11 protein-coding genes and 2 tRNA genes are annotated in these 11,652 nt (G+C 63.4%); 9 read left to right on the top strand and 4 right to left on the bottom strand.

Features of this window, described 5'->3' with window-relative positions:
- Positions 1-40: 40 nt before the first annotated feature.
- On the top strand, positions 41-778 hold the full coding sequence (locus tag JQ621_RS02675; protein ID WP_212232859.1) for a tRNA-uridine aminocarboxypropyltransferase: 738 nt from the start codon (positions 41-43) through the stop codon (positions 776-778).
- Positions 779-791: 13 nt separating this feature from the next.
- Here JQ621_RS02675 and JQ621_RS02670 read toward each other — a convergent pair whose 3' ends face one another.
- The 3 genes from JQ621_RS02670 to JQ621_RS02660 all read right to left on the bottom strand — a co-directional run bounded on the left by JQ621_RS02670 (position 792) and on the right by JQ621_RS02660 (position 1,482).
- Positions 792-938, bottom strand: a complete 147-nt coding sequence (locus tag JQ621_RS02670; RefSeq protein WP_212232858.1) for a hypothetical protein — start codon at positions 936-938, stop codon at positions 792-794.
- Between the two features lie 190 nt (positions 939-1,128).
- Positions 1,129-1,202: transfer RNA gene (locus JQ621_RS02665), tRNA-Cys, on the bottom strand.
- 85 nt (positions 1,203-1,287) lie between these two features.
- Complete coding sequence (locus JQ621_RS02660; RefSeq protein ID WP_212233781.1) at positions 1,288-1,482, bottom strand: hypothetical protein; 195 nt, start codon at positions 1,480-1,482, stop codon at positions 1,288-1,290.
- Positions 1,483-1,735: 253 nt separating this feature from the next.
- Between JQ621_RS02660 and JQ621_RS02655 the strand changes: the two genes are divergently transcribed.
- The gene (locus tag JQ621_RS02655) at positions 1,736-1,999 is read left to right on the top strand and encodes a hypothetical protein (protein WP_212232857.1); all 264 of its coding nucleotides are present in this window, start codon (positions 1,736-1,738) and stop codon (positions 1,997-1,999) included.
- A gap of 235 nt (positions 2,000-2,234) precedes the next feature.
- Here JQ621_RS02655 and JQ621_RS02650 read toward each other — a convergent pair whose 3' ends face one another.
- A complete protein-coding gene (locus JQ621_RS02650; protein ID WP_212232856.1) occupies positions 2,235-3,377 on the bottom strand; it encodes a transporter substrate-binding domain-containing protein in 1,143 nt (380 codons plus the stop codon).
- A gap of 772 nt (positions 3,378-4,149) precedes the next feature.
- Between JQ621_RS02650 and JQ621_RS02645 the strand changes: the two genes are divergently transcribed.
- The 7 genes from JQ621_RS02645 (at position 4,150) to JQ621_RS02615 (ending at position 11,593) form a co-directional block, all read left to right on the top strand.
- Entirely contained in the window at positions 4,150-4,518 is a 369-nt protein-coding gene (locus tag JQ621_RS02645) for a hypothetical protein (protein ID WP_212232855.1), read from the top strand.
- 145 nt (positions 4,519-4,663) lie between these two features.
- A tRNA-Asn gene (locus JQ621_RS02640) sits at positions 4,664-4,738 on the top strand.
- Between the two features lie 214 nt (positions 4,739-4,952).
- Positions 4,953-5,132: a hypothetical protein gene (locus JQ621_RS02635; protein ID WP_212232854.1), complete on the top strand. Its 180-nt coding sequence runs from the start codon at positions 4,953-4,955 to the stop codon at positions 5,130-5,132.
- A 137-nt stretch (positions 5,133-5,269) separates the two neighbouring features.
- Positions 5,270-5,932 carry a protein-L-isoaspartate O-methyltransferase family protein gene (locus JQ621_RS02630; RefSeq protein ID WP_212232853.1) on the top strand — a complete coding sequence of 221 codons (663 nt, stop codon included), beginning with the start codon at positions 5,270-5,272 and terminating at the stop codon, positions 5,930-5,932.
- 205 nt (positions 5,933-6,137) lie between these two features.
- Positions 6,138-7,523: a TolC family outer membrane protein gene (locus JQ621_RS02625; RefSeq protein WP_212233780.1), complete on the top strand. Its 1,386-nt coding sequence runs from the start codon at positions 6,138-6,140 to the stop codon at positions 7,521-7,523.
- 302 nt (positions 7,524-7,825) lie between these two features.
- Positions 7,826-8,587: a PopZ family protein gene (locus JQ621_RS02620; protein ID WP_212232852.1), complete on the top strand. Its 762-nt coding sequence runs from the start codon at positions 7,826-7,828 to the stop codon at positions 8,585-8,587.
- A gap of 129 nt (positions 8,588-8,716) precedes the next feature.
- Positions 8,717-11,593 carry a valine--tRNA ligase gene (locus JQ621_RS02615; protein ID WP_212232851.1) on the top strand — a complete coding sequence of 959 codons (2,877 nt, stop codon included), beginning with the start codon at positions 8,717-8,719 and terminating at the stop codon, positions 11,591-11,593.
- The last annotated feature ends 59 nt before the right edge of the window (positions 11,594-11,652 follow it).

Here is an 11,652-nt window from a genome sequence, read left to right as displayed (position 1 = left end):
CGGGTTGTTGAACCGTCGTCCGAAGCGTATAGCGGCTTCCATGTCCAACCCTGCTGAGACCACGGCCGCAGTTCCCGAGCCGATTCCCGAGTGCCCGCACTGCCAGAAGCCGATGCCGCTCTGCATCTGCGACACCGTCACGCCGATCGAGAATAAGCTTTCGCTCCTGATCCTGCAGCATCCGCAGGAGCAGGACAGGGCGCTCGGCACGGCGCGGCTGCTCGCGAAGCATTTTGACGATGCCGCGGTCCGCGTTGGCCTGTCCTGGCCGAGCCTGTCCAAGGCGCTCGGACATCCCGTCGAGAACGCCTCGCACTGGGCCGTGCTCTATCTCGGCTCGGCCCGCGCCGCGGACCTCGGTGTGGAAGGCGAGATCATCGCGCTCAATCGCAAGGGCGAGGCCGCGGACAACCAGCGCGCCATCTTGGGAAAGCTCGAAGGCGTGGTGCTGCTCGATGGCACCTGGAGCCAGGCCAAGGCGTTGTGGTGGCGCAATCCCTGGATGCTGAAGTGCCAGCGCGTCATTCTCAACCCGAAGCATCCGTCGCGCTATGGCAGGCTGCGTCGTGAGCCGCGCAAGGATGGGCTCTCGACCATCGAGGCCGCCGCAACGCTGCTGTCCGGCCTCGAGCGGCGCCCCGACATCGCCGAGACGCTCAACGCCAGTTTTGAACGGCTTCTGACGCGCTACCGCGAGGTTCAGGCCGAGATGCCGGAACTGGCTCCAAAGCCGGCATCGAAAGGCCGCCGCGATTTTCGTCGCGGCAAACGGTCCTGACGAGGTCCGCGGGTTAATTCTTGACGCTCTCCTCGTCGTCCTGCGGTGCCTCGTCGGGCGCGGACTGCGGGAAGATGCTGTCATAGATCGCGCGCGCCTCGCGGATGAGGCGTGCCCGTTCAAGCTCGGACTTCGGGATAAATCGGACGATCTCGCCCACGTGCTCTCCAGCGCTCGTTTGTTGGGACGTGCATCACCCAGCAGATGCGAAGGTTATGCCACGTGACCTGAATCGGGGGTTTCCAACCAGCCCCGGGCAAACCCGGTGGCCGAGCCTGCGCAAGCGCCATTCGCGCGCTCGGCGGTACCGGCGCGTTGGTTGATTGTGCAGGGATATCAGGGAGTTGTGATGGAGGCCACGTCCGGAATTGAACCGGAGTACACGGTTTTGCAGACCGTTGCGTAACCACTCCGCCACGTGGCCTCAACGAGGGCGGAGCAATATAGGGGATCAGCGCGTTAGGCAACCCCGCGGACCGCTGAGTTACCTCGGCCTTGGTATGGCCCGCTCAGCAGGCGGCGTACCAGCCCTCTGGAAAGGGCAGCAAGGGCCAGGCGCCCTCATTGTCATTCGCGGCTTTGGGCGTCGCGTCGAAGTTCCACGAACGGGGCACGAAGTCCTCCTCCAGCGCGGGCGCGACATCTTCAAAGCTCATGGCACCGCGCACGGCATCCAGCATCAAGTTGAATTCGGCTTCGCTCATCACACCCTCCGGAACGCGGATGGCGCACTGTCGCAAAGCCTGTTTGTTGCCCGATTGAGCCGATTGTTCGCATTTTAACGATCGGCTGATCGGCCATTGTTTGGTTAGCGATTCCTGAATTTCCCTGAGAACTCCAGGTTCCTCCGCCGTCCAGCCAGTGTGAATAAGATCACATCCCTCGCGGTTCATTCCTCCTACCTCTTCACACACCGGCCAACGAAGGCCGGCGAGCAAGGCGGACAGGAGACTGGTCATGAAGGCGAGGTTCTTGCGGTTTGCGGGTGTGAGAAGTCGGGCGCGTCGCGCCTCGACGGTCGGGCTGTTCCTGACGCTGTTTGCCACTGCCGCCAATGCGCAGCAGGGAACGCCGGAGCAGCGCCGGGCCTGCACCCCCGACGTCTACCGCCTCTGTGCCGGCGAAATCCCGAACGTCCGTGCCATCACGGCCTGCCTGCGGCGCAACCGCTCAAGCTTGAGCGAGGCCTGTCGCACCGTGTTCGACCAAGCTGGCGGCTGAGCCGTGCGTCTGTGGATTTGTGCGCAGCAAGTACTATGTAATTCCGACATAAATCATTCAGGTAGGGGCTGTGGATATGCTGCGGACAAACTGTTGAATAGCTACGACCCGACGCAGATCGGGAAGACCATCGAATCATATTTGACAGATTCGTGACGCAAATCGTATTGCAGCAAAATCATCTGATTTGCCGGGCCCGCCGCGTGAACGTCGGGATCTCCTTTCGGCCGACGCCCTAGCGCTTGCCGAACCATTCCTCGTAGATCCTCTGATACGTGTCATTCTCGCGCAGCCCCAGAAGAGCTTCGTTCACCTGCTTGCGCAGCGGACTGCCCGTTGGAAAAACAATGCCGTAATCTTCCCGGTGGAACACCTCGCCAACGGTCCGCGCCGATCCCCGGCCATCGTGGGTCGTGTAGTAGAGCAGGGCAGGTGCATCGAACACGACTGCATCGAGTTGCTGGCTCACCAGGGCATCATAGAGGTCGTCGACTTTCTCGAATTCGACCATCTGAGCCTTGACGTCATTGAGATACGCGGTCGCCGTGCTGCCTCGCGTCGTGCCGACGGTCTTGCCGACGAGGTCCTGCGGCCCGTTGATCGGCCCCCTGATCTGCTGGACCGTCAGCGAAGCGGTCAGTTGCGCCGTGTAGAAGGCGACGAACACGACGCCTGTGAACATCCACAATACGGCGACGATGCGGGCCATCCAGTGGCGCGGCATCTGGTCGGCCTGCGTCGCCAGCGTACCCGCGGCCCAGAACATCGCATGGAAGATTCCCGGGAAATATTTCTTGGTTGGAATGATTCCGCTGTGATGCGTCCGCTCGACCAGGAACATCAGATGCGCCGGCACGAGGATCAGGAGGAGCGCAATGCCGAGCCAGACCAGCAAGGTGCGCGAGAAGAACAGTTGCATCAATTCGCGCAGCGGATTGGTTTCGACATTGACGGCCGTGCCACGCACCAGGATTTGCAAGCCCGAGTTCATGATCGGCAGGGAGAAGTCGAACCTGTCTTCGCGCTCCGCCGTGATCGAGATGGCTGCGATTGCGAGATCAGCCCGCCCGTTCTCCACGGCGTCAAGCAACTCCCTCACGTCAGGCAATACGAGGTATTCGGTCTCGCGGTTCAATCGTCTGCCGATGCTGTTCCAGAGCTCGATACTGAATCCACCAAGCACACCATTCTTCTCGACCACCATGGGCGGGACGATGCGGGTCGCCACCCGCAGTTTGGCGGTCTCGGCGTGAGCGACAGACCAGGTCACACAGATGAGCAGCGCCAGCATCAGCCGGCGTGCGAGCCCGGCCGCGACCGACAGCGGCAACCGATCGGTTCGAGCGCAGGAATTGGTCGCCTGATGCAGACGAGTCATCGATGGTTTTCCGGTCTCGAATTGCGTTTCGGGCGCATGCCCTCTGACGGATTGATGGCCCAGTCCGGTATAAAACACCATCCCTTGTGTTGCCTGTCGGGCAAAACACCCGACCGGCGGTCAATCGGGGCGCGCGAATATATTCCGCTTTACCGAATTTCTGATTTGCAGTAGAGGCCTTCCACCTCATCCCGGTCGGAGGGGCGTATCGCAATCGTCACGAACGTGGGGTGAGCGGGGGTGGACGTTGGTCACATCGGCGCGAAGGGTTTTGCAGGGCGGGCAACCGTGAGCGAGGGCCTTGCGCATACGACGGGTGTGACTGCGTACGGCAAAACGTCCTGATGCCCGGGGTCTGTGCGTCAAGTCTTGCGGTGATGTCTGTGGCCCAACCGGGTCCATGCATCAGTCATCCGCAAGGCGACGGGGTCGTGCATCGCCCCCGGGGAGAGCTCGGCATGACGGGTTAGAGAGAGGCGCGCCCCGCCGCCGCCAACGTGGCGGCAGGCGCGCCGGCGGCAGTCCTTGCGCCGGAGAGAACAAACTCCGCCGATCTGTGAATGCCGGTTCATTGCTGCTGAGAATTCGAATGGATATTGAACTGCCCGTGCGCGTCTCGCGTCGCGCACGGCTCCGGAGTGCAGATCGATTGTGTGTTGAACCTTTCGAATGCGCTCCGGACGAATCTCTGGAGGCAACGCCTTGTGTTGCCGCGGCGCCTGCGCCGATCGACGTCAGGCGCTGATGCCTGTTTCGATCGGGGGATTTTCAGATGAAGTATTTTCTCTCTGGACTGATCGCCGTCGGCCTGTCGCTCGCCGCCACGGTAGCCTTTGCCGCCGATGCCCGCAACGTCACCGTGGTCAACGAGACCGGCTACGCCATCAAATTCCTGGGCTTCAATGCCCCGGACGATGGCCTGGACGAATGGGACAACGAACTCGACAAGGTGCTGGCGAACCAGGCGAGCACCTATGTCGAGTTCGACGATGATGATGAGGGTTGCGTCTGGAACATTCGCGTCGACTGGGCGAACTACAACGAGACCGTTCTGTGGAAGAACGTCAATCTCTGCAAGTTCACCGCGCTGCGGCTGCGTTACGACCCCGGCACCAAGACCACGTCTTTCGTCGCCGAGTAAATCGTCTCGGATGATGGGGAGGAGGGGTCCCAAAACCTTCAAACGGGCCCTTCCTGGCCGCTTTGCGAATGATGGCGAATTCGTCCTTTGCAAGCGCAACCGGCTTTGTTATACGCAGCCCCGCGCGAACGACTGGTTCGCCTTTTCCTCGGTAGCTCAGCGGTAGAGCATCCGACTGTTAATCGGATGGTCGCTGGTTCGAATCCAGCCCGGGGAGCCAAATTCCGCTTTTTTATCAATATTTTATAGGCGCACATTGATGTGGTGTGCGATCTTGCTCGATCGATCTCTCAGCGTCGCTGCGCTGGAATCCTGCTCAGAATCGCGTTCAAGCGGATATGTAGGTCGAGGCGCCTATCGCGACACAGGCGGCACCAAATCGACTTAATTCAAATCGAGCATCGTGGGGCCGGACTCTTACGGAGCTGATTCCCATGCCCGACATCCAGATCGGCCGTGCCGACCAGGCCCCTTCGATTCTGCCGGCGAATTTTCCTGAATTGAGCGACGATGAGTGTCTCGCCCGTCTCGCCCGCGCGGTTGAGACTCCCGAAGCGGTGCGGCTGGAGGAATTGGCGGCGCTGATCGGGCGACTGGCGGTCGCGATCGAATAAGCCATCTCGGCGCCAATACCTGCGTTGCGCAGCCGTTGGCCGACCAGCCAACGGACGTGTTGCGTTTTCGCGGAGCCTGTTCCAAAGATGCCGCCAATTCATCTCCCGCGGCTGCGTCCGCCTTGCAGGGTCCGTAAATGTCCGGTTTCTCGACCGCGCGCCAAAAAATGGTCGATGGCCAGGTGCGCACCAATGACGTCACCGATCGCCGCATTCTCGATGCCATGCTCACGGTTCCCCGCGAGGCCTTTGTGCCGGCGAGCCGGCAGGCGCTGGCTTATCTGGACATCGATCTCGACGTCAGCGAGGGCGGCGCCAAGCGCTTCCTGATCAAGCCGCAGCTGACCGGCAAGCTGCTCCAGGCCGCCGAGATCGGCGAGGGCGACACTGTGCTGGTCGTCGGCTGCGCGACTGGCTACCTCGCCGCGCTGACTGCGAAGCTCGCTCGCCAGGTCACTGCAACGGAATGCGATTCGGCGCTCGCCGCGAAAGCCCAGGACGCGCTCGCGGCGATAGGGCTCACCAACGTCAGCTGCAAGGCTGCCGCCAGTAACGAGGGCGATCCGGCCGGCGGTCCCTACGACGTGATCATCGTCAATGGCGCCACCGAGGTCACGCTGGATGGCCTGTTCGGCCAGCTTAAAGAGGGCGGACGCCTGGTGGGGGTCTCGGCCGAATCCAGGCCGTCGCGGGCCATGATCGTGACCCGTTCCCACGGCGAATTCGGCCATCGGCCGCTGTTCGATGCGGCGGCCCCGGTACTTCCCGGGCTGGAGCGGGCCGCCGCCTTCGTCTTCTGACGGCCGAAACCCCATTAAAATCCCGTTCTGAATCAGAAGTGTGGCCGGGATGCTGCACGTGAAGAGTTTCCACTGGGAACTACCCGCAGGTAGTTCCGTCGCGCTTGACCGCGTCCTATGTTGCTGCGGGGCAACGACTCCACTCGGATACGGTAAGCAGGCTCGCGGGCACGGGCCTGACGTGAGAATGAACGGATTTTCAGGGATGCATGGGGTGAAGCTCTTCACCGGAGCTGCGGTTTCGGTCCTCCTGGCAGCAATCGCCGGGCCGACGCCAGCATTGGCGGATACGATAGAGGCTGCGCTGGTGCGCGCCTATCAGAACAATCCGCAGCTCAACGCGCAGCGCGCCCAAGTGCGCTCCACCGACGAGAACGTGCCGCAGGCTTTGTCCGGTTATCGGCCGAGGGTCAATGTGACCCTCAGCACCGGCTATCAATATCAAGATATTCAAGCAGCGCAGAAGGCCCCGGGGATCTATGGCGTTCCCCAGCCCAACAGCGCCGGCGTGACCATCAGCCAGACGCTCTACAACGGCAATCAGACCGCCAACAAGACGCGCGTGGCGGAAAGCCAGGTCTCGGGCGCGCGTGAGGCGTTGCGAGTGCTCGAGCAGACCGTGCTGCTCCAGGCCGCTACCGTCTACATGGATTATCTGCGCGATTCGGCGACGCTGGAAGTCCAGCGCAGCAACGTGCGCGTGCTGGAGCAGACGCTCAAGCAGACCCGGGACCGCTTCAATGTGGGCGAGGTGACCCGCACTGACGTTGCCCAGTCCGAAGCGCAACTCGCAGCCGGCAAGACGCAGGAGCTTACCGCCGAGTCGAACTTGACCACGACGCGCGCAAACTTCCGCCGCATCATCGGCAACGAGCCGGTCGCCCTGGCCCCGGGCTCGCCCGTCGATCGCTTCCTGCCCGGCTCGATCGCCTCCGCAGTCAATCTCAGCCTGGTGGAGAACCCGAACGTCACGGCTTCGATGTTCGGCATCGACGTCAACTATCTCCAGGTCAAGATCAACGAGGGCGCGCTGCTGCCCACGGTCACGGTCGCGGCGAGTGCCACTACATCCTATCAGCAGTCCCTGACGGTGTTCCGAACGAATAGCGCCTCGGCCCTCGCGACGGCCTCCATCCCGATCTTTCAGGGAGGCGCGGAGTATGCGCTAATCCGCCAGTCCAAGGAAAATCTGGCGCAGCAGCGCCTCAATCTCGAAACCACCCGCGATCAGACCCGCGCCAACGTCGTGCAGGCCTGGGGTCAGCTGGAAGCCGGCAAGGCGCAGGTGCAGTCCGCGCAGGCGCAGGTCACGGCCTCCGAGATCGCGCTGAACGGCGTGCGCGAAGAGGCCAAGGCGGGCCAGCGCACGACTCTCGACGTGCTCAACGCGCAGCAGGCGCTGGTCAATGCCCGCGTCGCGCTCGTCACCGCGCAGCACGACCGTGTCGTCGCGTCCTACTCGGTGCTCAGCGCGGTCGGTCGCCTTGCACCGCAGGTGCTCGGCCTCAACACCAACGTCTACGATCCGAGCGTGCACTACCAGCAAGTCCGCGACAGCTGGGCCGGCGTGCGCACGCCCGACGGACGCTGATTGCCGTAGTTCTCCGGTCGGCCTCGCAAACGGACGAAGCCGACCGGTGCTTTGCTTGCAATCGTCAAAATCCCTGACATAGCCTTGCCTGGAAGCTGCGGGTCGATTCGCTCCGCATTCGATGTTGCATGCGTAATGCGTGAGTGACGGGGCAGGGCCCATCGCCTCGCGTTGGGCGGTGATCTGGGGACAAGTCTGGCTGTCACGACGAAAATGTCGGGGCGCACATCCGGAACCGGCCAATCCCGTCCTGCTTGGTGTAAAACAACGCATGCGAGGGCGTTGATGATGTGGAGTCGGAGATGACGCAGCCTGCAAAGGTCACAGAACCCTCCATGGAGGAGATTCTGGCCTCGATCCGGCGCATCATTGCCGACGACGAGGCCAAGCCGCCGCCGTCTGAGGCTGCGAAGCCCGCACCGGCGCCCGCGCCAAAGCCGCAGCCCATGGCCGACATTCCTCCGTCCAAGGTCGCCCCCGCAAAACCTGCCGCTGAAAAGCCTGCGCCTCCGCCCGCTGCGAAGCCCGCTCCGCCGCCGCCCCCTGCGCCTGCGGCCGACGCCGGCCCCAACAACCAGGATGACATCGACGCGCTGCTGGCGGGCTTGGACGAGGCAACGCCTGCGCCTGAGGTCCGGGCCCCGGAGCCCGAGCCCGAACCTGATGTGCTCGAGCTGACCGACGACATGGCGATGGATCCCGTGCCGACGCCGGCGCCGCCGCCGCCGAGCTTCCGTAAGGTCGAGCCGCGCGACGATCTCGAATTCGCCGAAGCGCCGCCGCCCCGGCCTATGCCGGCCCCCTCCTATGCGCCGGTGGACTTCGACGCACCGCCGCTGCCGCCCCAGCAGCCGATCCTGGCCCAGTCGACTGTCTCCGCGGTCGAATCCGCCTTCAACTCCCTGGCCCACACGGTGCTCAGCAGCAATGCCCGGACGCTGGAGGACCTGGTCAAGGAAATGCTGCGCCCGATGCTGAAATCCTGGCTCGACGACAATCTGCCAGGCCTCGTGGAGCGCATCGTGAAGGCCGAAATCGAGCGGGTCTCGCGCGGCGGCCGCTGAAGCAGGCAGCTCAGCCCCGATAAAGCCCCGCTCCTGTGTCAGGTTTGAGCCGTCAGCCGCGCCGGAAAGCCCCTTTGCCGCTGAGCTTTCCGTTGACTTGAACCCCGCGCGCGGCTTTCTAGCAGCCCCATGATCGAGAAAAACTACCAGCCCGCCGATATCGAAGCCCGCATGTCCGTGGTGTGGGAGGACAGCCTTGCCTTCAAGGCCGGTCGCCCCGACCGCCGCGACGCGCAGCCCTTCACCATCGTGATCCCGCCGCCGAACGTGACGGGCTCGCTGCACATGGGCCACGCCCTCAACAACACGCTGCAGGACATCCTGTGCCGGTTCGAGCGCATGCGCGGCCGTGACGTGCTGTGGCAGCCCGGTACCGACCACGCCGGCATCGCCACCCAGATGGTTGTCGAGCGGCAGCTGATGGAGCGCCAGCAGCCCGGGCGCCGTGAGATGGGCCGCGAGAAGTTTCTCGAGCGGGTCTGGCAATGGAAGTCCGAGAGCGGCGACACCATCATCAACCAGCTCAAGCGCCTCGGTGCCTCCTGCGACTGGTCGCGCGAACGCTTCACCATGGACGAGGGCCTGTCGAAGGCCGTCGTCAAGGTGTTCGTCGAGCTGCACCGCGACGGCCTGATCTACAAGGACAAGCGGCTGGTCAACTGGGACACCAAGCTGCTGACCGCGATCTCCGATCTCGAAGTGCAGCAGACCGAGGTGAAGGGAAACCTCTGGTATCTGCGCTATCCGATCGAGGGCAAGAATTTCGACCCGGAGGATCGCTCGACTTTCATCGTGGTCGCCACGACGCGTCCCGAGACCATGCTCGGCGATACCGGCGTTGCCGTGCATCCCGACGACGAGCGCTACCAGAAGCTCGTCGGCAAGAATGTGATCCTGCCGCTGGTTGGCCGCAAGATCAGGATCGTCGGCGATGAGTATTCCGATCCCGAGAAGGGCTCGGGGGCGGTGAAGGTGACGCCGGCCCACGACTTCAACGATTTCGAGGTCGGCAATCGCCATGGGCTGCGCCGGATCAGCGTGCTCGACAAGGAAGGCTGCCTCGACCTCGTCGACAACGAGGAATATCTGAAGGGCCTGCCGGAAGGGGCCTCCGAATTTGCCGAGGAGTTCGACAAGGTCGATCGCTTCGCGGCGCGCAAGCGCATCGTCGAGCGGCTGGAATCGTTCGGCTTCGTCGAGCGGATCGAGCCGCACACCCACATGGTGCCGCATGGCGATCGCTCGGGCAGCGTGATCGAGCCGTATCTGACCGACCAGTGGTACGTCGACGCCAAGACGCTGGCAAAGCCTGCGATCGCCGCGGTGCGTTCGGGCGAGACGACCTTCGTGCCGAAGAACTGGGAAAAGACCTATTTCGAGTGGATGGAGAACATCCAGCCGTGGTGCATCTCGCGCCAGCTGTGGTGGGGACATCAGATCCCGGCCTGGTACGGCCCTGACGGCAAGGTGTTCGTCGCCGAGACCGAGGAGGAGGCCGTCAGCCACGCGCTCGGCTATTATGTCGAGCAGGAAGTCATCACGGCCGAGCAGGGCCGTGAGATGGCGCTCGACCGCAACAAGCGCGAGGGCTTCATCACCCGCGACGAGGACGTGCTCGACACCTGGTTCTCTTCGGCGCTGTGGCCGTTTTCGACGCTCGGCTGGCCCGAAGACACCCCCGAGGTGAAGCGCTACTACCCGACCAATGTGCTGGTGACGGGCTGGGACATCATCTTCTTCTGGGTCGCCCGCATGATGATGATGGGCCTTCACTTCATGAAGGAGGCGCCGTTCTCGACGGTCTATATCCACCGCCTCGTCCGCGACGAGAAGGGTGCCAAGATGTCGAAGTCGAAGGGCAACGTCATCGATCCGCTCGATCTCATTGACGAGTACGGCGCTGATGCTCTCCGCTTTGCGCTGGCGCGCGAGGCGGCCCACACGCATGACATCAAGCTTTCGTCGCAACTTGTCGAAATCAATCGCAATTTTGCGACCAAGCTCTGGAATTCCTGCCGCTTCGCGGAGATGAACGGGTGCGTCGTGCCTGATGGCTTCGAGCCTGCGAAGGCCAAGGAGCCGCTGAATCGCTGGATCGCACACAAGGCCGCCGAAGCCGCGCGCGAGGTGACCGAGGCACTTGAAGCCCACAGCTTCAACGAAGCGGCCGGCACGATGTATCGGTTCGTCCTCAACATCTATTGCGACTGGTACGTCGAGCTCGCAAAGCCCGCTCTTCTCGGAGCGGACGGTCCGCTCAAGGACGAAACCCGAGCGATGGTCGCCTGGGCGCGCGACGAGATCCTGAAGCTGCTGCACCCCTTCATGCCCTTCATCACCGAAGAGCTGTGGGAAGTGACGGCCAAGCGCGACGGCCTGCTCGCATTGGCGCCGTGGCCGTTGAAGCAGGCGGGGCCGACGCCGGAGCAGATCGCGATGCTCGCCGCCGCGGCCGGACCGACCGATCCGTTGATCTCGCCTGCGTTTGTCCTGCCGTTCTTCGACCACGCCGACTTCAGCGATCCCAAGGCAGAAGCCGAGATCGGCTGGGTGATCGACCTGGTCACGCAGATCCGCTCGGTGCGCGCCGAGATGAACATCCCGCCGGCGACGCTGACAGCGCTGGTGCTTGCCGGCGCCTCGGACGAAACGAAGGAACGTGCGCCGCGCTGGACCGACGTCATCAAGCGCATGGCGCGTCTCTCCGACATCTCCTTCGCCGACCGTGCCCCCGACGGCGCGGTTCAGCTGCTCGTTCGCGGTGAGGTCGCCGCGCTGCCGATCAAGGGCGTGGTCGACGTGGCCGCCGAACGCACGCGCCTCGACAAGGAAATCGCGAAGGCCGACGCCGACATCAAGCGCGCCGAGTCCAAGCTGGCGAACGAGAAATTCGTCGCCAACGCGGCTGAAGAGGTCGTTGAGGAGGAGCGCGAGAAGCGCGAGGCTGCGCTGGCTCGCAAGGCCAAGCTGCTCGAGGCGCTGGAGCGGCTCAAGCAAGCCTCCTGATCTTGCTGTCATTCCGGAGCGATGCGCAGCATCGAATCCGGAATCTCGAGGTTCCGGGT

Source organism: Bradyrhizobium manausense, assembly GCF_018129685.1.
Classification (GTDB): Bacteria; Pseudomonadota; Alphaproteobacteria; order Rhizobiales; family Xanthobacteraceae; genus Bradyrhizobium; species Bradyrhizobium manausense_D.
This window is presented reverse-complemented; position numbering and strand designations above follow the sequence as displayed.

Bases quoted from the DNA above. Each gene is read 5' to 3' on its own strand.
- JQ621_RS02675 (WP_212232859.1), top strand. From the start codon at position 41: ATGTCCAACCCTGCTGAGACCACGGCCGCAGTTCCCGAGCCGATTCCC.
- JQ621_RS02660 (WP_212233781.1), bottom strand. From the start codon at position 1,482: ATGAGCGAAGCCGAATTCAACTTGATGCTGGATGCCGTGCGCGGTGCC.
- JQ621_RS02655 (WP_212232857.1), top strand. From the start codon at position 1,736: ATGAAGGCGAGGTTCTTGCGGTTTGCGGGTGTGAGAAGTCGGGCGCGT.
- JQ621_RS02650 (WP_212232856.1), bottom strand. From the start codon at position 3,377: ATGACTCGTCTGCATCAGGCGACCAATTCCTGCGCTCGAACCGATCGG.
- JQ621_RS02645 (WP_212232855.1), top strand. From the start codon at position 4,150: ATGAAGTATTTTCTCTCTGGACTGATCGCCGTCGGCCTGTCGCTCGCC.
- JQ621_RS02635 (WP_212232854.1), top strand. From the start codon at position 4,953: ATGCCCGACATCCAGATCGGCCGTGCCGACCAGGCCCCTTCGATTCTG.
- JQ621_RS02630 (WP_212232853.1), top strand. From the start codon at position 5,270: ATGTCCGGTTTCTCGACCGCGCGCCAAAAAATGGTCGATGGCCAGGTG.
- JQ621_RS02625 (WP_212233780.1), top strand. From the start codon at position 6,138: ATGCATGGGGTGAAGCTCTTCACCGGAGCTGCGGTTTCGGTCCTCCTG.
- JQ621_RS02620 (WP_212232852.1), top strand. From the start codon at position 7,826: ATGACGCAGCCTGCAAAGGTCACAGAACCCTCCATGGAGGAGATTCTG.
- JQ621_RS02615 (WP_212232851.1), top strand. From the start codon at position 8,717: ATGATCGAGAAAAACTACCAGCCCGCCGATATCGAAGCCCGCATGTCC.